The organism is Massilia sp. CFBP9026, from assembly GCF_034045165.1.
GTDB classification, from domain to species: domain Bacteria; phylum Pseudomonadota; class Gammaproteobacteria; order Burkholderiales; family Burkholderiaceae_D; genus Telluria; species Telluria arenae.
The window spans coordinates 22,701-42,573 of record NZ_JAXCWH010000006.1; the positions used below are offsets into that span (position 1 = coordinate 22,701).

The 19,873-nt window shown below is 66.0% G+C and carries 17 protein-coding genes; 9 read left to right on the top strand and 8 right to left on the bottom strand.

The annotated features are described in order from the left end of the window. Nucleotides 1-13 precede the first annotated feature (13 nt). Nucleotides 14-547 (top strand): FKBP-type peptidyl-prolyl cis-trans isomerase, encoded by a 534-nt coding sequence (locus SOM28_RS15555; RefSeq protein WP_123069922.1) that lies wholly within the window; start codon nt 14-16, stop codon nt 545-547. 161 nt (nt 548-708) lie between these two features. Here the strand turns inward: SOM28_RS15555 and SOM28_RS15560 are convergent, their stop codons facing one another. Together SOM28_RS15560 and mutS are read right to left on the bottom strand one after the other, a co-directional pair. Continuing rightward, nucleotides 709-1,653, bottom strand: coding sequence for a hypothetical protein (locus tag SOM28_RS15560; protein ID WP_123070302.1), 945 nt, complete (start codon nt 1,651-1,653; stop codon nt 709-711). Further along, nucleotides 1,653-4,328 (bottom strand): DNA mismatch repair protein MutS, encoded by a 2,676-nt coding sequence (mutS, locus tag SOM28_RS15565; RefSeq protein WP_320468657.1) that lies wholly within the window; start codon nt 4,326-4,328, stop codon nt 1,653-1,655. Before mutS ends, SOM28_RS15560 begins: the two co-directional genes overlap by 1 nt. Nucleotides 4,329-4,553: 225 nt before the next feature. Here mutS and SOM28_RS15570 point away from each other — a divergent pair, with 225 nt between their 5' ends. Genes SOM28_RS15570 through SOM28_RS15580 form a run of 3 tightly spaced genes read left to right on the top strand, consistent with a single transcriptional unit; the run spans nt 4,554 to nt 6,239 of the window. Next, nucleotides 4,554-4,976 carry a (R)-mandelonitrile lyase gene (locus SOM28_RS15570; RefSeq protein WP_320468658.1) on the top strand — a complete coding sequence of 141 codons (423 nt, stop codon included), beginning with the start codon at nt 4,554-4,556 and terminating at the stop codon, nt 4,974-4,976. Next, entirely contained in the window at nt 4,973-5,452 is a 480-nt protein-coding gene (locus tag SOM28_RS15575) for a (R)-mandelonitrile lyase (protein ID WP_320468659.1), read from the top strand. The genes SOM28_RS15570 and SOM28_RS15575 overlap by 4 nt, the downstream gene beginning before the upstream one ends. Nucleotides 5,453-5,468: 16 nt before the next feature. After that, the gene (locus SOM28_RS15580) at nt 5,469-6,239 is read left to right on the top strand and encodes a carboxymuconolactone decarboxylase family protein (protein WP_341850608.1); all 771 of its coding nucleotides are present in this window, start codon (nt 5,469-5,471) and stop codon (nt 6,237-6,239) included. Here SOM28_RS15580 and SOM28_RS15585 read toward each other — a convergent pair whose 3' ends face one another. Then, a complete protein-coding gene (locus SOM28_RS15585; protein WP_123070261.1) occupies nt 6,240-7,130 on the bottom strand; it encodes a LysR family transcriptional regulator in 891 nt (296 codons plus the stop codon). A 16-nt stretch (nt 7,131-7,146) separates the two neighbouring features. Then, entirely contained in the window at nt 7,147-8,070 is a 924-nt protein-coding gene (locus tag SOM28_RS15590) for an AraC family transcriptional regulator (protein ID WP_320468660.1), read from the bottom strand. A 203-nt stretch (nt 8,071-8,273) separates the two neighbouring features. Here SOM28_RS15590 and paoC point away from each other — a divergent pair, with 203 nt between their 5' ends. Then, entirely contained in the window at nt 8,274-10,478 is a 2,205-nt protein-coding gene (gene paoC / locus SOM28_RS15595; protein ID WP_320468661.1) for an aldehyde oxidoreductase molybdenum-binding subunit PaoC, read from the top strand. Between the two features lie 14 nt (nt 10,479-10,492). On the opposite strand, the gene proX is transcribed toward paoC, so the two are convergent. The 4 genes from proX to SOM28_RS15615 all read right to left on the bottom strand — a co-directional run bounded on the left by proX (nt 10,493) and on the right by SOM28_RS15615 (nt 15,152). After that, on the bottom strand, nt 10,493-11,542 hold the full coding sequence (proX, locus tag SOM28_RS15600; protein WP_320468662.1) for a glycine betaine/L-proline ABC transporter substrate-binding protein ProX: 1,050 nt from the start codon (nt 11,540-11,542) through the stop codon (nt 10,493-10,495). A 17-nt stretch (nt 11,543-11,559) separates the two neighbouring features. Then, nucleotides 11,560-12,702 (bottom strand): glycine betaine/L-proline ABC transporter permease ProW, encoded by a 1,143-nt coding sequence (gene proW / locus SOM28_RS15605; RefSeq protein ID WP_414675179.1) that lies wholly within the window; start codon nt 12,700-12,702, stop codon nt 11,560-11,562. 2 nt (nt 12,703-12,704) lie between these two features. Further along, nucleotides 12,705-13,940 carry a glycine betaine/L-proline ABC transporter ATP-binding protein ProV gene (gene proV, locus SOM28_RS15610; protein ID WP_320468664.1) on the bottom strand — a complete coding sequence of 412 codons (1,236 nt, stop codon included), beginning with the start codon at nt 13,938-13,940 and terminating at the stop codon, nt 12,705-12,707. Between the two features lie 348 nt (nt 13,941-14,288). After that, complete coding sequence (locus SOM28_RS15615; protein WP_123070252.1) at nt 14,289-15,152, bottom strand: AraC family transcriptional regulator; 864 nt, start codon at nt 15,150-15,152, stop codon at nt 14,289-14,291. A gap of 277 nt (nt 15,153-15,429) precedes the next feature. Between SOM28_RS15615 and SOM28_RS15620 the strand changes: the two genes are divergently transcribed. The 4 genes from SOM28_RS15620 to SOM28_RS15635 are packed head-to-tail and all read left to right on the top strand — an operon-like array spanning nt 15,430 to nt 19,841. Continuing rightward, the gene (locus SOM28_RS15620; RefSeq protein ID WP_123070251.1) at nt 15,430-17,208 is read left to right on the top strand and encodes a monovalent cation:proton antiporter-2 (CPA2) family protein; all 1,779 of its coding nucleotides are present in this window, start codon (nt 15,430-15,432) and stop codon (nt 17,206-17,208) included. Nucleotides 17,209-17,241: 33 nt separating this feature from the next. After that, nucleotides 17,242-18,141: a LysR family transcriptional regulator gene (locus SOM28_RS15625; RefSeq protein WP_123070250.1), complete on the top strand. Its 900-nt coding sequence runs from the start codon at nt 17,242-17,244 to the stop codon at nt 18,139-18,141. 36 nt (nt 18,142-18,177) lie between these two features. Then, nucleotides 18,178-19,098 (top strand): pirin family protein, encoded by a 921-nt coding sequence (locus tag SOM28_RS15630; RefSeq protein WP_320468665.1) that lies wholly within the window; start codon nt 18,178-18,180, stop codon nt 19,096-19,098. Further along, the gene (locus tag SOM28_RS15635) at nt 19,095-19,841 is read left to right on the top strand and encodes a nuclear transport factor 2 family protein (protein ID WP_320468666.1); all 747 of its coding nucleotides are present in this window, start codon (nt 19,095-19,097) and stop codon (nt 19,839-19,841) included. Before SOM28_RS15630 ends, SOM28_RS15635 begins: the two co-directional genes overlap by 4 nt. Nucleotides 19,842-19,873 lie beyond the last annotated feature (32 nt).

Below are 19,873 nucleotides of genomic sequence, written 5' to 3' on the forward strand. Positions count from 1 at the left end.
GAAAGGATGTGCGATGAAGATTGCCAAAGACACAGTCGTGACGGTTAACTACAAGCTGTCGGATGCCCAGAACAACCTCATCGAAGAAGGCGTGCAGCCGATGGTTTACCTGCACGGCGGCTACGAAAATACCCTGCCGAAGATCGAAGAAGAGCTCGACGGCAAGGAAGTCGGCTATTCGTCAACGATCCAGGTAGAACCGGACGACGCGTTTGGCGACTACGAGCCAGAGCTGGTCAAGGTCGAAGAGCGCGCCCGCCTGCCTGAGCCGATCGAAGTCGGCATGCAGTTCGAAGGCGTGGCTGAAGGCGGCGACGACGAGCCGGTGATCTTCACCGTGACCGAGATCGCCGAAGACAAGGTAGTCCTGGACGGTAACCACCCACTGGCCGGCATGGCACTGCGCTTCGATCTGTCGGTGATCGACGTGCGCGCAGCCACCGCCGAGGAAATCCAGCACGGCCACGTGCATGGCGCCGGCGGTCATCATCATGAGATGGATGACAGCGACGAAGGCGACCACTTCCGTAGCCAGCCGCTGCAGTAATTGCGTTGGTGGTGGGCTGAGTGACTTGGGTTCCCGCCTTCGCGGGAACGACGTGCAAAGGTTGCGGGCCAATAGTGCTGCCAGCGACTACCACACGTAAAACCGTCGTTCCCGCGAAGGCGGGAACCTAAGTTCTCACGAACACTACACACGCGAACCAATCACTGCTTCGCATCCTCCACCCCAAACTGCGCTTCTTTCCCCACTTTCACATTCACCTCGACCGCCTTCGTCCCTACCGACAGCTGTCCCAGGTTGCCCTTCCACTCGATCTCGGGTTTCTTCCCATGCGGCGTACCGCCGTCGACCAGCAGCACCTTGCCATCGAATTTGAGCGCCTGGCCCTGGATCTGGCGCCGTACCGCCTCGAACCCATCCTTCTCCACCGGATCGCGCCGCAGCAGGCCGCGTAGCCCCGCCGGCTGGTCCAGGTAGAACGGCCGCACCGCGCCTTCCGAAAACAGCACCAGCGCCTCGGCCTTGTCGCTGCGAGCGATCGCGAACAGACGGTTCAGCCAGAAGCGGTTGGCGACCGTCCGGTCTTCGTACTCGCTGTTGCGGCCGGCCGCCGGCAGGAAATGGTTGTTGCCGGCCGGGAGATTGATGGTGGCGTACAGCACCTTGCCGACCTTCCAGTGCGCATTCTCGGCATAGCTGCGAAACCGCGGGCTGGCCGACAGCTGGGTGAGGTGGATTTTCTCGCGGCCCAGCGACTCGGGCTCGCCATGGAACAGTTCGCGCAGGCGGTTCAGGCGCTCGATCGCATTGGTGCGGTTGGCCGAGTTGCGGCAGGCCGTCCAGTCGCTGCCAGCCAGCGACACGACAGTCGGCCGCCGGGCGCGCTCGATGATGTCGCGCCGCTCCTGGTACAACCGGTCGCCGCAGCTTTCCTTCTCGCCCTTGATGCCGTTGATGACGACGAAGGCCAGCGATTTTTCGGACGAATCGGCCAGCGCCTGCTTCAGGCGCGGCTCGCCGTCTTCGCCCGAGTCGTTGCCGATCACCGCGAACCGGTGCGCGCCGTCATCCGCCTTGTCCTTCGCGCCGGCGAGCGAAGTGAAGGACAGCAGGGCCGCCAGCAGCAGGGATCGGCGCCGTGCTTGCATCAGGCGGCGAGTCGCTTGAGCTCGTAGAGGCGTTCGAGCGCTTCGCGCGGCGTCAACGTATCCGGATCGATCGCATCGAGCGCGTCGCGCAGGCCGTCGTCCTGCGCTTCGGCTTGCGCAAAGGCCGGCGCCGGGGCCTCGCCGATTTCTTCCTCGGCGAGCGGCGCCGCGAACAGGTCGCGCTGCGGCGTCGCATCCAGCGCCTGCGCTTCCAGGCGCGCCAGGTGCTTGCGCGCGGCCTTGATCACCGGCTGCGGCACGCCCGCCAGCTGCGCCACCTGCAGGCCGTAGCTTTGCGAGGCGGGGCCGTCCTGCACCGCGTGCAGGAACACGATGCTGTCCTTGTGCTCGACCGCCGACAGGTGCACGTTGGCGGCGCTCGGATAGGTCTCGGGCAGCTGGGTCAGTTCGAAGTAGTGGGTCGCGAACAGCGTGAAGCTGCGGCTGGTGTCGATCAGGTGGCGCGCGATCGCCCAGGCCAGCGCCAGGCCGTCGAAGGTCGAGGTGCCGCGGCCGACTTCGTCCATCAGCACCAGCGAATGCTCGGTGGCGCCGTTCAGGATCGCGGCCGATTCGGTCATCTCGACCATGAAGGTCGAACGGCCGTTGGCCAGGTCGTCGCTGGCGCCGATGCGGGTGAAGATGCGGTCGATCGGGCCGAGCGTCGCGCTGGTGGCCGGCACGTAGCTGCCGACGTAGGCCAGAAGCGTGATCAGGGCCACCTGGCGCATGAAGGTCGATTTACCGCCCATGTTCGGGCCGGTGATCAACAGCAGGCGCCGGTCGTTGGACAGCTTGCAGTCGTTGGCGATGAAGCGCTCGATCTGGTTTTCCACCACCGGATGGCGGCCTTCGACGATGGTCAGGCATGGCGCATCGGAGAGGACCGGCGCGCACCAGTTGTGGCGCAGCGCGTGGCTGGACAGGGCCACCAGCACGTCGACCTGGGCCAGCGCGCGAGCAATCGTCTGCAGGCAGCCGATATGCGGCGCCATGTCGGCCAGCAGCTGGTCGTACAGGATTTTTTCGCGAGCCAGCGCGCGGTCTTGCGCCGACAGGGCCTTGTCTTCGAAGGCCTTCAGTTCGGGCGTGATGTAGCGTTCGCAGTTCTTGAGGGTCTGGCGGCGGCGGTAGTCGTCCGGCACCTTGTCGGCCTGGCCGTTGGTGACTTCGATGTAGAAGCCGTGCACCTTGTTGTACTCGACCCGCAGGTTGGCGATGCCGGTGCGGGCGCGCTCGCGCGTCTCGAGGTCGACCAGGAACTGGCCGGCGTTCTCGGACAGCGCGCGCAGTTCATCGAGCTCGGCATCGAAGCCGCGCGCGAACACGCCGCCGTCGCGCACCATCGCCGCCGGCTCTTCCATCACGGCGCGCGTCAGCAGGTCGACGCACGCGCCCGGCGTGGTCAGATCGTCGTGGATCTCGCGCAGCAGGCAGGTGTCGCCCGGGATGAAGCAGCGCGCCACCTGTTCGCGCACCACCGGCAAGGCTTTGAGTCCATCGCGCAGCGCGGCCAGGTCGCGTGGCCGCGCGGTGAGCAGGGCGATGCGGGTGGTAATGCGTTCGATGTCCGGCACCTGGGCCAGGGTCGACGACAGCGCATCGTTGGCATCGGCCTGGATCAGCGCTTCGATCGACTGGTGGCGACTGCGCGCGATGGATTGGTCGCGCCGCGCGTGGTGCAGCCAGTGGCGCAGCAGGCGCGAGCCCATCGCGGTGCGGCAGCCGTCGAGCAGCGAGAACAGGGTCGGCGACTCCTGGCCGCGGATGGTCTCGGTCAGTTCCAGGTTGCGGCGGGTGGCGGCGTCCAGGCCGATGTATTCGTTCTCGGTCTCGCAGGCCAGGCCACGCACGTGCTGCAGGCCGCGGCCCTGCGTCGATTGCGCATAGCGTAGCAGCGCGCCGGCCGCGCCGAATGCGGCGCCCAGGCCGTCGGCGCCGAAGCCGGTGAGGGTGGCCACGCCCAGTTGCTCGAGCAGGGCCCCGTGGCCCTTGACGACGTCGAAATGCCATTCGGGCACACGCTGGAGGTGAGCATTTGACCCATCAGTCTCGAACATGTCGGCGCAATCGGCGCGCAGGATCTCGGCCGGCGCGATGCGTTCGAGCTCGTGCGCCAGGCGCTGTTCGACGGCGCGCGCATCGCCCGAGAATTCCATCAGGCGCAGGTTGCCGCTGGCGAGCGACAGCCAGGCCAGGCCGGCGGTGACGGTTTTACGCTGGTTGATCAGGCACAGCGCCAGCAGCGGGCGCTCGGCCTTTTCGGGCAACAGGTCGGAATCGGTGAGGGTGCCGGGGGTGACCACGCGCACCACCTTGCGTTCGACCGGACCTTTCGACAGGGCCGGGTCGCCGATCTGTTCGCAGATCGCGCACGATTCGCCCAGCTTGACCAGCTTGGCCAGGTAGCCGTCCAGCGAATGGAAGGGCACGCCGGCCATCTTGATCGGCTGGTCGCCCGACTTGCCGCGCGCGGTGAGCGTGATGCCGAGCACGCGCGAGGCTTTTTCGGCGTCCTCGAAGAACAGCTCGTAGAAGTCGCCCATGCGGTAAAACACCAGCATGGTGGGGTAGTCGGCCTTGATGCGCAGGTATTGCTGCATCATCGGAGTGTGCTTTTCCGTCGCGCTGTTCTTGATGGCGGCGGCGTTGATTTCTTTGGGGGCGGTGGTCATGTCTTCGTGATTCGGTACGGCAAGCCAGGTAGGGCCAGGATGTGCCATTTTACCTTGATTGACCTGGCCGGACACCAACCCAGGTGCGCCTGGTGACAGGCCAGTCATGAGCGAGATTCATAGGGTTATCCACGTTTGGCCATCTAGCCGTACGATCCGGCCCTCGTTATATTGATCCCGACAGTCTCGACGCAGACAACGACAACGCACTTAGGGAGTATGAAGATGGAATTGGCACACAATGGCTCACAGCCTTCGCAACAAGGCCCGGCAGAGTACTTTACCGGCACCGTTCGCATCGATCCGCTGTTCGCAGCGACGGAACCGAGCCGGGTCTCGGGGGCAAGCGTCACCTTCGAACCAGGCGCGCGCAGCGCATGGCATACCCACCCGCTGGGGCAAACCCTGATCGTCACCGCCGGCTGCGGCTGGACCCAATGCTGGGGCGGGCCGATCGTCGAGATCCGCGCTGGCGATGTGGTCAATTGCCCGCCCGGTCACAAACACTGGCATGGCGCCACCTCGACGACCTCCATGACCCATATCGCGATCCAGGAAACGCTCGACGGAAAGAACGTGAACTGGCTGGAAAAGGTCAGCGACGAACAATACCTGGCCGGCTCGGTCGACAAGGAGGACGCACGATGATGGTCAAATTCCTTGTCTCGGGACTGTTGTCGGCCGCCGTGGGCGTCGTCGGCGCCGCCGAGCCTGTAACTTCCCATTCACAGCTGATCGGCAAGGCGGGCGCGCAGGCATCGACCAAGGGGCCTGCCGAGTACTTCACCGGAAGTGTCGAGGTCGGCCCGCTGCTGGCGGCAGGCGGATCGAGCAAGTTTTCGGCGGCTCAGGTGACGTTTTCGGAAGGTGCGCGTTCGGCATGGCATACGCATCCGGTTGGGCAGTACCTGGTGGTCACCGCCGGCAGCGGCTGGACCCAGGAATGGGGCGGCAAGCCAACGGCGATCCGCGCCGGCGACGTGGTCTGGTGTCCGCCCGGGGTCAAGCATTGGCACGGCGCGACGCGCACGACCGGCATGTCGCATGTCGCCATGACCGGCACGCTGGACGGCAAGAACGTCAACTGGATGGAAAAGGTCTCCGATGCCCAGTACCCACGATAAGCATGGGCGCGCAACCATGATGACGCCATCGCCCGGCAAACTGACGGTCGCCACCCTGGCGGCCCTGTCGTCCGCCGCCGCGCTGGCCGCGGCGCCCGCCATGCAGAAGGGAGCACCGATGAACACACCCGTACTCGAACACTACACCCAGGGCACGCTGGATGGCGTCTGGAAGCGTCCCGGCCTGTCCATGCGCGACCGCAGCATCGTCACGGTCGCGGTCCTGGTTGCCCGCAACCAGGCCGCCGGCCTGCCGCACTACCTGAACCTGGCCCTCGACAGCGGCGTCAAGCCGGCTGAACTCGATGAGATCGTCGCGCACCTGGCCTTCTATTCGGGCTGGGGCAACGCCGTCGCCGCCGATCAGGCCATCGCCGGCGTCTACGCCCAGCGCAAGATCAAGACCACCGATGCGGGCGCCCAGGCGGCCCGGCTCAAGCTCGATGAAGCGGCCGAACGTCAGCGTGCCACCATGGTGAGCAACAACTTCGGCGCCGTCAGTCCGGGTGTGGTGGAATACACCACCGATGCCTTGTTCCGCGACCTCTGGCTGCGCCCGGGCCTGGCGCCGCGCGACCGCAGCCTGGTGACGGTCAGCGCACTGGTCGCCTCCGGCCAGGTGGCGCAGGTTACTTTCCACCTCAATCGCGCGATGGACAACGGCCTGACCCGCGAAGAAGCCGGAGAAGCCCTGACCCAGCTGGCGTTCTATGCGGGCTGGCCGAATGTGTTCTCGGCCATGCCGGTCTTCAAGGAAGTCTTCGCAAGCCGCCCGCAGAAGGATTGATCAGGCCAGCCGCAGCGCATCGACGACCAGCGCGAAGGCAGCCGAGTGCTGGCGCCGGCTGGGGTAGTACAGGTGGTAGCCGGGCAGTGTGGGCCACCACGGTTCGAGCACGGCGATCAGGCGGCCGGCCGCGACGTGGTCCTGGATCATGTCTTCGGGTACGTAGGCCAGGCCGCAGCCATCGAGGGCGGCGGCCAGTTTCTGCGGCGTGGTGTTGAACACGCACTGGCCTTCGACCTGCCACTGCGAAGTCTTGCCGTCTTGCGCGAACTCCCAGGATGACAGGCCGCCATGCGTCGGCAGGCGCAGGTTGATGCAGTCGTGGGCGGCCAGGTCCTGCGGCGACTGCGGCGGCGGGCGCCGCGCGAAGTACGCAGGGGCGCCGACCACCGCCATGCGCATATCGGGCGCGATGCGTACCGCGATCATGTCCCTGGCGACGATGTCGCCGCAGCGGATGCCGGCGTCGAAGCGCTCGCCCACGATATCGGCCAGACCGTAGTCGATGCTGACCTCGACCTTGATGTCCGGGTAATGCGGCAGCAGCGTCGCCAGTCTGGGCCAGAGCACCGTGCTGGCCGCGTGGTCGTGGGCGGTGATGCGGATCGTGCCGCTGGGGGTGTCCCGCAGCTCGCTCACGGCGCAGAGCTCGGCCTCGATGCCCTGGTAGAGCGGGGCGATATTGGCCAGCATGCGCTCCCCGGCGTCGGTCGGCGACACGCCGCGCGTGCTGCGCATCAGCAGCCTTACGCCGAGCCCTTCCTCGAGCTTGCGGATGGTGTGGCTCAGGGCCGACTGCGATACCCCGAGCTGGGCCGCGGCGCGGGTGAAGCTGCGCTCGCGCGCCACCACGATGAAGGCCGACAGGTGATTGAGGTCGATTTTTGCCATGTGCCGAAAATGGAGATCAGTTGGCCGCTGCCTGCGCGCGCAGGGCCTTGACGTCGCGCAGCGGCGAGCGGCCGAAGAAGCGGCTGTATTCGCGGTTGAACTGGCTGGCGCTTTCATACCCGACTTCGAAGGCGGCGCTGGCCGCGTCCAGGCCATCCATCAGCATCAGCATGCGCGCGGCCTGCAGGCGCAGGCGTTTCTGGTACTGCAGCGGCGTCATGGCGGTGAGAGCGCGGAAATGGCGGTGCAGCGTCGACTGGCCCATGGCCGCCACCCCGGCCAGTTCCTCGAGGCGCAGCGGCTTGGCGTAGTTCTCGTTGATCCAGGCCACCACCGCCGCGGTGCGGTGGCTATGCTCTCCCAGCGTGGCGATGCCGCGCAGGCGTTTGCCTTCGGTGCTCTGCAGCACGCGGTAGACGATCTCGCGCCCGAGCAGGTCGCCCAGGAAGGGGATGTCGCCCGGGGCATCCTGCAGGTCCAGCAGGCGCACGAAGGCATCGGTCAGCTGCCTGGTGGTCTGGCCGGTCGTCATGGCCAGGCCGCTGTCGCCGCGGGGCGCCGGCGCGATGCCGTCGCGCGCCAGCAGCTCGCGCACCATGCCCATGTCGAAGGCGAGTCGCACGCACAGGTAGGGTCGGTCGATGCTGGCCTCGATGACGCGGCTGGTCACCGGCATCTCGAGCGAGGTCAGCAAAAAATGGGACCGGTCGTAGATGAAGGTGGTGTGGCCAAGGGAGGCTTGCTTCTTTCCTTGGGCGACCAGCGTCATGCTCGGCTGGTAATTGCTCGAAATCGCTTCGGTCGGGGCGGTGTAGCGGTAAATCGTCAATCCCGGCACGTCCAGCTCACGGTAGCCCTGCTGGCCGATCAACATGGCGATCTTGCCGGCGAGCTTGCCGCATGGTGGGTCGTTGTGCGGCTGGACGGAGGATGAATGCATGGATCGCGCTCGTGTCGGATTACTCGTGTCGAGCGGCGATGATACCCGTCAGCGCGGCCGCTTGCCTATCGTGGAGCATGGCTGGCGAGAAGATCGGGCAATAAATCGAGAACTTCCGGACATTGTGCGCGTGGCGATTGTGCCAAGCTGAAACTGAGGGCCGCACAGGCCATGGACATTTTGTGAGCAGGCAAGGAAACGACATGAAATTCGATAAACCCGCAACCCGCAATCCGATCGATCAGCTGCGCGTCGTCGGCAAGCCGGTCGACCGCATCGACGGCCCGCTGAAGGTGACAGGCAGGGCCATCTACGCCTACGAGCAGAACGACGCCGCCCCCAACGCTGCCTACGGCTACGTACTCGGCGCCGCCATCGCCAAAGGGCGCATTGCCTCGATGGCACTGGAAGATGCCAGGCGCGCGCCGGGCGTGCTGGCCATCGTGACGGCCGATAACGCCGGCAAGCTCGATCGCGGAGAATTCTATGTGGCCCGTGCCCTGGCCGGCCCCGGGGTCGACCATTATCACCAGGCGGTCGCGGTCGTGGTCGCGCACACCTTCGAGCAGGCCCGTGCCGCTGCTGGCCTGGTCAGGGTCGAGTACGTGCGCGAGGCGGGCGCCTTCGACCTGGCGGCGACCAGGACCAGCGCGCCGATGGCCAAACAGGGTTCTTTCGGTCCGCCCCCCGAGACCGAGCTGGGTAACTTTATCGGCGCGCACGCCGCGGCGCCCGTGCGGCTCGATGCCGACTATTCGACGCCCGACCAGGCGCACGCGATGATGGAACCGCATGCGACCATCGCGGCCTGGGATGGCGACAAGCTCACGCTGTGGACCGCGATCCAGCAGATCAACTGGGGCGTGCGCGACATCGCCAAAACCCTCGGCATCCCGAAGGCGAATGTGCGCATCGTCTCGCCCTTCATCGGCGGCGGCTTTGGCGGCAAGGGCACCATCCTGTCCGACGCCGTGATGGCGGCCCTGGCGGCGCGGGCGGCGCGGCGGCCGGTCAAGGTGACCCTGCAGCGCGCGCTGATGTTCAATAACGTCACGCACCGGCCGGCCACGATCCAGCGCCTGCGCATCGGCGCGAGCAGGGACGGCAGGATCACCGCGCTCGGCCACGAGAGCTGGTCCGGCAACCTGGCGGGAGGCCGGCCGGAGTCGGCGACCATCCAGACCGGCGTGCTGTACGCGGGCCCCAACCGCATGACGCGCCTGCGCCTGGCGCACCTGGACTTGCCGGAAGGCGGGGCGATGCGCGCGCCGGGCGAGGCCCCGGGCATGATGGCGCTGGAAATCGCGATGGACGAAATGGCCGAGAAGCTGGGGATCGATCCGGTCGAGTTCCGCATCCTGAACGACACGCAGGTCGATCCGGCCAATCCCAAGCGCCCGTTCTCGCGCCGCCAGCTGGTCGAGTGCCTGCGGACGGGCGCCGAGCGCTTCGGCTGGAGCGATTGTCCACGCAAACCGGCGACCCGGCGCGAAGGGGACTGGCTGATCGGGGTGGGGGTGGCCGCCGCGATACGCGGCGCACCGATCATGAAGTGTGCGGCGCGGGTGCGCCTGAATCGCGCCGGCGTGGTGACGGTCGAGATGGACATGACCGATATCGGCACCGGCAGTTACAGCATCATCGGCCAGACCGCGGCCGAAATGATGGGCATCGGCATGGACAAGGTCGTCGTCAAGCTCGGCGACTCGCGCTTTCCCGAGTCGCCAGGCTCGGGCGGCCAATGGGGCGCGGCGTCGGCGACCGCCGGTGTATATGCCGCCTGTGTCAGGCTGCGCGAAGCGGTTGCCGCGCGGTTCGGTGTCGCAGCGGCCGACGCCCAATTCGTCGACGGCGCCGTGCGCGCCGGCGGCAAGACCTTTGCGCTGGGCGAGGCAGCCGAGGCGGGCGAGCTGGTGGCCGAGGACAGCATCGAGTATGGCGACCTGGCCAAGCGGTATGTCCAGCAGACCTTCGGCGCCCACTTCGTCGAGGTGGCGGTCGATGCCGTCACGGGAGAGATCCGGCTGCGGCGCATGCTGGCAGTGTGCGCCGCCGGGCGCATCCTCAATCCCAAGACGGCGCGCAGCCAGGTCATCGGCGGCATGACGATGGGCGCGGGCGCAGCCCTGATGGAACACCTGGTGGTGGACAAACGCATCGGCATGTTCGTCAACCACGACCTGGCCGGCTACGAGGTTCCGGTGCACGCCGACATCCCGCACCAGGACGTGATCTTCCTCGACGAAGTCGATGAAACGATCTCGCCGGTCAAGGCCAAGGGTGTCGGAGAACTGGGCATCAGCGGCGTGGCCGCCGCCATCGCCAATGCCGTGTACAACGCTACCGGCGTGCGTGTCAGGGATTATCCGATCACGCTCGACAAGCTGCTCGATCGCTTGCCTGCCTGAGTTACTCGGCCCGGTCAGGGTTTGGCAGCCGCCTTCGCCTGCGCGATCCAGCTATCGAACAGCTCCTGGTGGAACTTGATCCACCCCGCCGTATGCCGCGCGATCTCGGCCTGCGAGTTCTGCCCTTCACGCACACGATCGTTCTGTGCATTGATGTCGGCAATCGGCAAGCGCATGACTTCGAACAGCTTGACTGCCGCCGGATTCTTCTCGGCCCAGCCGCGATTCACGACGAAGCGCGTGGTGTTGACGGCAAACCCGTAATCGCTGCCATCGGCCAGGCGGGTATTGGCGTTTTGCGGGTTCGACGAGTGCGGCACCTGCAGCCACACGACATCCTTGCCCGGCACCAGCACGCTGCTCACCCAGTAAGGCGTCCAGGTGTAGTACAGGATCGATTCGCCGCGCTTGTAGCGGCCGATCGTATCGGCGATCAGCGCCGAATAGCTGCCCTGCACGTGCGTGACCGTCGGACGCAGTTTGTAGCCGTCCATATGATGCTCGATCATGGCCTCGCAGCCCCAGCCCGGATCGCAACCGGTCAGGTCGGCCTTGCCGTCGCCGTCATGGTCGAACAACTTGGCGATGGTCGGGTCGCGCAACTGGTCGATATTGGTAATGTTGTGCTTCTCGGCCGTGGCCTTGTCGATCAGATAGCCCTGGGCGGCAGGACCAGCGTAGCTGCCGGTGCGCAGCAGCTTGGCGTCACCGCCCGCGTTATCGTAATAATCCTGGTGCAAAGGGTCCCAGTGCACTGCGAGGAAGGTCGCGTCGCCGTTGCCGACGGCGATGTGCGCGGTCGGATAGGCGACTTCCTTGATCGGCTGCGTTTCGTAGCCCAGCTGTTCCAGGGCGCGATTGGCCAGCATGGTCTGGAAGGTTTCCTCGGCCAGCGAGCTTTGCAGGGCCTGCACCTTGATGCCCTTGCCGGGCAGGTCGGCGCCTGGTGTTTGCGCCGTCGCGATGCCGGTGCAGAGGGCGAGTCCGGCAAGCACGAGGGCCGAGATCCAGCGAAACGCGCGCTGCGTTTTATAGGTGGCGTTGAAGTGTTCGGTTTGACGCATCGGTATCCTTTCTAGTCTTATTGTGCGGTGGCGGGCTTGGTGGACGGGGCCGCGTCGGAGCCGGCGGAACCGCCGACCCGGCGCAGGACGAAGCCGACCGGACCGGTCTGGTACCAGTGGCGCACGCCGCGGCGCGGTTGCCCCATGGCCTGGGTCAGGCGGTCCAGCATGATGGCCAGCAGGACGATGCCGAGACCGCCCACGGTGGCTAGGCCCATGTCAAGGCGGCCAATGCCGCGCAGCACCATCTGGCCAAGGCCGCCGACCGCGATCATCGAGGCGATCACCACCATCGACAGCGACAGCATCAGCGATTGGTTGATGCCGGCCATGATCGACGGCATTGCCAGCGGCAGCTGCACACGGCTCAAGAGCTGCAAGGGCGAGGCGCCATAGGCGCGCGCCGCCTCGATCAGGTCGGGACGCACCTGGCGAATGCCGAGGTTGGTCAGGCGCACCAGCGGCGGCAGGGCGAAGATGATGGTGACGATCACGCCTGGCGCATTGCCGATGCCGAACAGCATGACCACCGGCACCAGATAGACGAAGGCGGGCGTCGTCTGCATCGCGTCCAGCACGGGGCGCAGGATGTTCTGCGCACGGTCACTGCTGGCCAGGAAGATTCCCAGCGGTAGACCGATCACCAGGCAGAACACCAGCGAGGTGAGCACCAGCGACAGGGTGATCATCGCTTCCGGCCACACGCCCAGCACGGCGACCGCCACCAGCGCCAGCACGGTGCCGACGGCCAGCGCACGGCTGGTGAACTGCCATGCCAGCAGGCCGATGATGGCGATCAGCACCAGGGATGGCACGGCCAGCAGCAACTGGCTGGAGCCGGTCAGTGTCGCGTCGATCGGCGCGCGTACGGCCTGGAAGAAGGGACGGAAATTCTCCACAACCCAGCCCAGCCCGTCGTTGATCCAGGATTGCAGCGGCAGCGCGCCATCGAGGAGGTGCGCCAGGTCGAAACTGCTGGCGTGCTCGGGCGTGACGCCCGGCGCTGCCGCGTCGAGCCAGGAGGTGTCGCTCGGCGGCGTCGGCAGCCAGGGATTGATCTGGGCGGCCGCGTGTGCAGCCTGTCCTGCAGCTTGTCCTGCAGCCTGTTCGGTGGCCGGCTGCACCGCGGCCGGCTGTACTGCTGTGATGTTCTCGGTCATGCTCATGCTTGTCCTTTCTGATGCTGTGCCTCGGGAATGGCGGGCGTGTCGGGGTCGAGGAATTTCAGCAAGGTGGTCTTGCTGATCGCGCCGCACAGGCGTCCGTCATCGCCCACCACCGGCACCGCGTACGGCAGTTGCGCCACCTGGCCGAACAGGCCGGCGACGGGCTCGTCCGCCTTGATGGTCTGCACGTCCGCCAGGAAGGCATGCGCCAGGCCCAGCGGGCCGGTATGGCCGTCGAGGGCGCTGCGCAGGGAATCGACCGACACCAGGCCGAGGAATTCGCGCTGGGGATTGACGACGTAGGCATAGGTCCGGTCCTGCTCCTCCAGCATGGAGAGAGCCGCGCGCGAACCGCGGGTCGGCGATTCCGACACCACGATCTGGCTCTTGCGGGCAATGTCGCTGGCCTTGAAGACCGCCGCAGCATCGACGCCGCGCACGAAATTGCGCACGTAGTCGTTGGCGGGCTTGCGCAGGATTTCCTCGGGCGTGCCGACCTGCACCACGTGGCCATCCTTCATGATGGCGATGCGGTCGCCGATGCGCATCGCTTCGTCGAGATCATGCGAAATGAAGACGATGGTGCGGCGCTTGATCTGCTGCAGGCGCAGCAGTTCGGATTGCATCTCGGTGCGCATGATCGGGTCGAGCGCCGAAAACGCCTCGTCCATCAGCAGGATCGATGGATCGCTGGCCAGCGCACGGGCCAGGCCCACGCGCTGCTGCATGCCGCCGGACAGTTCGTCGGGATAGCTGGCGGCATAGCCCGCCAGGCCGACCTGCTCCAGCGCTTGCCGCGCCTGCTCATGGCGCTCGGCCTTGGGAATGCCGGCCAGCTCCATGCCGAAGGCGGTGTTGTCGAGCACGGTGATATGCGGCAGCAGCGCGAACGACTGGAACACCATGCTGATGTCCTTGCGGCGCAAGGCGCGCAACTCGGCGTCCGGCAGCGTGTTGATATCGTTGCCGTCGACCAGGATGCGGCCGTCGGTCGGCTCGACCAGGCGGTTGAGCATGCGCACCAGGGTCGACTTGCCCGAGCCGGACAAGCCCATGATGACGAAGATCTCGCCCGCTTCGATGGTGAGGGTGGCGTCGAACACGCCGATCGTGCAGCCGGTCTTGGCCAGGATGTCTTGCTTGTTGGCGCCCTGGCGAACCAGCGCCAGCGCGTCGTCGGGCTGGTCGCCGTACACCTTGAAGACATGGTCGATGATGATTTGTTTTGCCACGTTGTTGTTCTCCTTCGATTTGGCGAATGGAATGAAACCCTGCAGCCAATGGCGTTCATGGGAATCGATGGACCCGGGCCGTCGACAGTGCAATTGGCGCGCAAGCGTGCAGGCGATGGAAACGGCAGGCGCGCTTTGCCGGCGGGATGGGTGCTGACGCGAATTGCGTCAACGTTGTCGAGATGCAGGCGCTGGGCCTGAGAGCGATTTCCCATCCATGGGATGGGAAATATGGTGCAGCAGGGTTGTTGCTACGAATAACTATTATCTAGTGGGCATGAATTATAGAGCAAGCCCAATGATAAGTCAATTTGATTTATTTATTCGGCGCGTGCGACGCCGGAACGGCTATCGCTTGTGCTCGGTGCGCCACGCGCCCGGCGCCAGGCCCATCATTTTTCGGAATGTCCTGCCAAAGTGAACCGGATCCGCAAAGCCGGTGGCATGCGCCACCTCGCCCAGGCTCGCGTCGGAAGCGGACAGCAACTGCTGCGCGCGCCGGATGCGGGCGTCGAGCTGCCATTGGTAGGGCGCCAGTCCGGTCGATATCTTGAACGCGCGGCTGAAATGGGCTTGCGACAGGTTGACCAGCGCTGCCAGGGTGTCGAGCTCGATACGGTGTGGGAGATTCGCATCCATATAGTCGATCACCCGCCGCAGCTGCCATGGCGCGAGTCCACCGGCTTTGAACTCCGTGATGCGCGGCGCTGCGAACAGCTGCGACGACACGGCGGTAATGATGCCGTCGCCGTATAGATGCATCGACGGGTCGGGGTTATGGACTGCCTCGGAAAGCAGCTTGACCAGATTCCAGATCCGGTCGTTGGCAAAGCGCAGCCTCGGGACGCTGGTCCGGTCCGGGTCCAATGTCGTTTCCAGGCGCTCGCTCAAGACGTCGAGGTCGAACACGAGGACGGCGTCGACGACGCGTCGCGCGTTTTTTGAATGGCCCCATATTTCCATGCCGGCTGGCGCGAAATACATATGCCGCGGTACATGCTCGACGGGGCATGGACGATCTGGATGGAAGCGGGGCTCGCATGCGCCCCCATGCTCTTCCAGCACGACGCTCAGGCGTGCGTGATCGCGATGCGGAAGGATGCTCGTGCCTTCGCCCTCACAGTCGTAGCCGGTGACGACGAGCTGGACGCCGCTCCACGCGCGCCCTGCCTGCGACAGGCCGACGATGTTGTAGGGAAGAGGCGGGGGCATGACCAATGGGGCGGGAATAATGTTCTCCTAAGACTGACTTCGTCGATCTGGCGCAGCAGGAATGAACCACCGATAGCAGGATTGAACATTGTCGCGCCTATATCGGATTGGTATTGTTCTATCTCCAACGCATGGGCGTCAGGACGATTTTGCTGGCCCCGCGTAGCGTGCGCTAGTGCCGCTCTCGGATGTGCTGTGTTGCGCATCCGGGAACGCCAGCGCCTGTCGTTGCGCCTGAATGAGTGCATGAAATGAATGAAATGAGCGAGGAGAGTTGATGGCTGGAGCAAGCCTGGGGCAAACGATCGGCCCGGTGGTCGTCCTGATGGGGGCGGCCGTGATCGCCGTGCCGTTGTTCCGGCGGCTGGGCCTTGGCGCGGTCCTTGGTTACTTTGGAGCGGGCATCCTGGTGGGACCGTCGGTGCTGGCCCTGGTCACCGATGCGCGCTCGATCCTGCATATCTCCGAGCTGGGCGTGGTGATGTTCCTGTTCGTGATCGGGCTGGAGCTGCGGCCGCACAAGCTGTGGGCGATGCGCGGCCAGATCTTCGGCCTGGGCCTGGCCCAGGTGTCCGCCGCGACCGCCGCGCTGGCGCTCACCGGCTATGCGATGTTCGGCCTGTCCGGGCCGGCCGCCTTCGTCGCCGGCGCGGGCTTCGTCCTGTCCTCGACCGCCGTCATCATGACGGCGCTGCAGGACCGGGGCGAAATCTCCAGCGAGCAGGGGCAGAAGTCGGTCGCGATCCTGTTGTTCGAGGACTTGATGATCGTGCCGCTGCTGGCGGTGGTCGCCTTCCTGGCGCCGCAGCTTCCCGGACAGCAGGGCCAGGGCTGGTCCGACCTGCTGCTGGCGATCGGCGCGCTGGCGGTGCTGCTGGGGGTGGCGCGCTGGGGGCTCGATCCGTTCTTCGCCTTGCTGGCCAGGTCGCGCACGCGCGAAGTCCTGACCGCGGGCGCGCTGCTGGTGGTCCTGTGCGCGGCGCTGCTGATGGAATTCGCCGGCCTGTCGATGGCGATGGGCGCCTTCCTGGCCGGGGTGATGCTGTCGAGTTCGAGCTACCGGCACCAGGTCGAAAGCGATATCGAGCCGTTTCGCGGTCTGCTCATGGGGCTGTTCTTCCTGGCGGTGGGCATGTCGCTCGACCTGGCCATCGTCGCGGCCGAATGGCAGCTGCTGCTGTCCATGCTGTTCTGGTTCATGGTGGCGAAGGGCATCGTCGTTCACGTGGTCGCGCGCCTGTTCGGCGCCAGCAATCACCAGGCCCTGCACCGTACCTCGATGTTCCTGCAGGGCGGCGAGTTCGCCTTCGTGCTGTACGCCGCCGCGCTCTCGGCCGGCGTGCTCGACGAACGAGAGAATGCCTTGTTCGCCACCGTCGTGATCCTCTCGATGGCGCTCTCGCCGCTCCTGACGCTCGTGACCGACCGCCTCCTGCGGCATGAAAAATCGATGGAAGGCGTCGAGCATGCGCGCGACCTGAAGGGGAGGGTGCTCGTCATCGGCTTCGGCCGCTTCGGCCAGATCGCCTCGCAGGTGCTGCTGTCCAGCGGCGTCAAGCTGACGGTGATCGACAAGGATCCCGACCGCATCCGCGATGCGCAGCGTTTCGGCTTCAAGGTGTTCTTCGGCGAAGGCACCAGGATGGACACCCTGCGCCATTCCGGCGCCGGGCAAGTCGATGCGATCATGGTGTGCATCGACGAACCCAAGGCCGCGAACGACATCGTGGCGCTGGCCAGGCGCGAGTTTCCGCAGGCCCGGCTGCTGGTGCGCAGCTACGATCGCGGCCATGCCATCACCCTGATCCGCGCCGGTGTGGATTTCCAGATTCGCGAGACCGTCGAATCGGCCTACCTGATGGGCGCCGAGGGCCTGCGCGCGCTGGGCGTTGCCGAAGCCGACGTCCAGGAGGCGGCGCTCGATATCCGCCGGCGCGACGCCGAGCGTCTGGCCGAACAAATCCACGGGGACGAGCTGTCGGGTCGCGATCGCCTGCACCTGCCCGTCATGCCGGAGCCGTTGGGCAAGCCGGCGACGCAGGGCAGTATCATCTAGGCGACGCCACTTGGCACAATCGGGAGCATCGTAGTGGATATCGAAGAGTTGCAGACATTCGTGGAAGTCGCCGATGCCGGCGGCATTTCGGCGGCCGCGCTCCGGCTTGGCGTGTCGAAGTCGATCGTCAGCCGGCGCCTGGCCCGGCTCGAGGAGGAGCTGGGCATCCAGCTGCTGTCGCGCACCACCCGCGGCGCGGCGCTCACCGAAGCCGGCACCACCTTCCGCGACTACGCGGCCAGGGTCTGCGCCGAGATCGCCCTGGCGCGCGAGACGATCCTGCCCGCCGGCGAGCTGCGCGGCCGCCTGCGCATCGCCGCGCCGCTGTCGTTCGGGCCGACCCACTTCGCGCCCGTGCTGGCGGAAATGGCGCGGCTTCACCCGCGGCTGCACATCCACACCTGCTACAGCGACCACAACGTGGACCTGATCGCGGACGGTTACGACTGCGCGATTCGGCTCGGCTACCTGCAGGATTCCAACCTGGTGGCGCGGCGGATCGGGCCGATCTATGGACTGGTCGTCGCCAGTCCCGCCTATATCGCCGCCCATGGAGCGCCCGAGACGCCGGACCAGCTGCTGTCGCACCAGGCCCTCATGCAGGGCACCGAGGCCTGGCAGTTCCTGGATGGCGACAAGATCGTGACGGTCCGGCCCCAGGGGCGCTTCAAGGCGGACAACGGCACCGCCCTGGTCGCGGCCGCGCTGGCGGGGGTGGGCGTCGCCTATCTTCCCTACGGCTTGATGCATGAGTACCTGGATTCCGGCGCGCTCGTACCAGTCATGACGCGCTACCCTCCGCCGCCGGCCGGCGCCTACGTCGTGCGCCCGCCGGGCCAGCATCCGGCGCGCAAGATCCGCATCCTGACCGATCTGCTGGTGGCGTATTTCGACACCAAGCCGCCGATCGCCAGCGCCTGGCCCCGCGCCTAGGCCTTTCCCTCAATTCACTATGGAGTAACGAGAACCATGATTGACATGATCATCGAGCAGCGCCGCCGCAGCCTTGGCGGCAGTTTCGAAGTCGGCCGCGTGCTGCCGTTCGCCAAGCAGCGCATGGTGGGCCCGTTCATCTTCTTCGACCATATCGGCCCGCTCGACCTGGCGCCGGGCCTCGACCGCAGCGCCGACGTGCGCGCGCATCCCCATATCGGCCTGTCGACGGTGACCTATCTGTTCTCGGGCCGAATCATGCACCGCGACAGCGTGGGCGTCGAACAGGAGATCCATCCGCACGAAGTCAACTGGATGACCGCGGGCAGCGGCATCACGCACAGCGAGCGCTTCGAACACGCGCGGGCGCACGGCGACCACCTGCACGGCATCCAGGCCTGGGTGGCGCTGCCGAACGGAATGGAAGAAATCGCGCCATCGTTCTCGCACCATTCCGGCGCCGACCTGCCGCAGTGGAAGGATGGCGGCGTCACCGGGCAGCTCATCGCCGGCAGCGCCTATGGCCTCTCCGCCGCCGCGAAAACCTGTTCGCCGCTGTTCTATGCCCATCTCGACATGCAGCCGGGATCGACCGCCGAGATCCCCGGCGGCTACAAGGAGCGCGCCCTGTACATCGCCACCGGCGCGGTGGAAATGGACGGCATGCGCCACGAGAGCGGCCGGATGCTGGTGCTGGGGGCGGCGGCGTCGCGCTTCAAGGCGCTGGAGCATTCGACTGTGATGGTGCTCGGTGGGGACCCGGTTGGCGAGCGCCATCTGTACTGGAATTTTGTTTCGTCCTCGAAGGACCGTCTGGCGCAGGCGGCGGCCGACTGGCAGGCGGGCAGGATGAAGCTGCCGGATGCGGATGACAAGGAGTTCACGCCGCTGCCGGATGCGCCGCCGCCGCCGGTGGCGGGCAGTAGCGCTGCCGCCGATCGTGCATCGCCTTTGTGAAAGCTCCTGCCGTGTCGATCGACCACTTCCCCATTGGCCTCGAGATGGATGTCGCTTATCCTGAATTCCAGGTCAGCCTGACGCTGCTGTCATCGGCACAGCTGAAATTCGAGATCAAGGACGGGCCGTTTGCCCGATCCGAAATAGTCGCCATCCAGGTCGTTGCGCTGGGTAACGGCATGTTTGCCGTGAGCTGGCAAGAAAATGACGGCGCCAGCGTCGTCAATGTCCAGGACTACGATCGTGGCGTGGTCCACTCGTACGCGACGCTGCCCGGCGGCAGATTCCTGCGCATGGAAGGCGCCATCACCGTCACGCAGCCTGCACTACAGGCATCGGACGCGCGGCCGCGGCGCAACAAGGCGCTGGTGCTCGAGGCGATGACCTCGCTGTTCCAGGCGCACGATGCGTCGGCGGTCGACCGCCTCTATGCCGCGGACTACATCCAGCACAATCCCGATATCCCGCAGGGGCGTGACGCCCTGCGGGCGCTGGTGGCCGGCATGTCGAAAGACGTTCACTACGAGCCGGGCATGATGGTCGCAGAGGGCGACCTGGTTGCCATTCACGGACGCATCCGGGGCTGGGCCGAGGCGCCGCAGGTGGTGGTCGACCTGTTCCGTATCGAGGATGGCAGGTTGGCTGAACACTGGGACGTGTTGCAGGATGAAGTGCCGGTCAGGACGGCTGGAGGAGTGGCGATGTTCGATCCTCGGGAAGGACAACGCAGCGTCCCTCGATGACGATGCGGTTGTGGCATAGCTGCTGTTGCCAG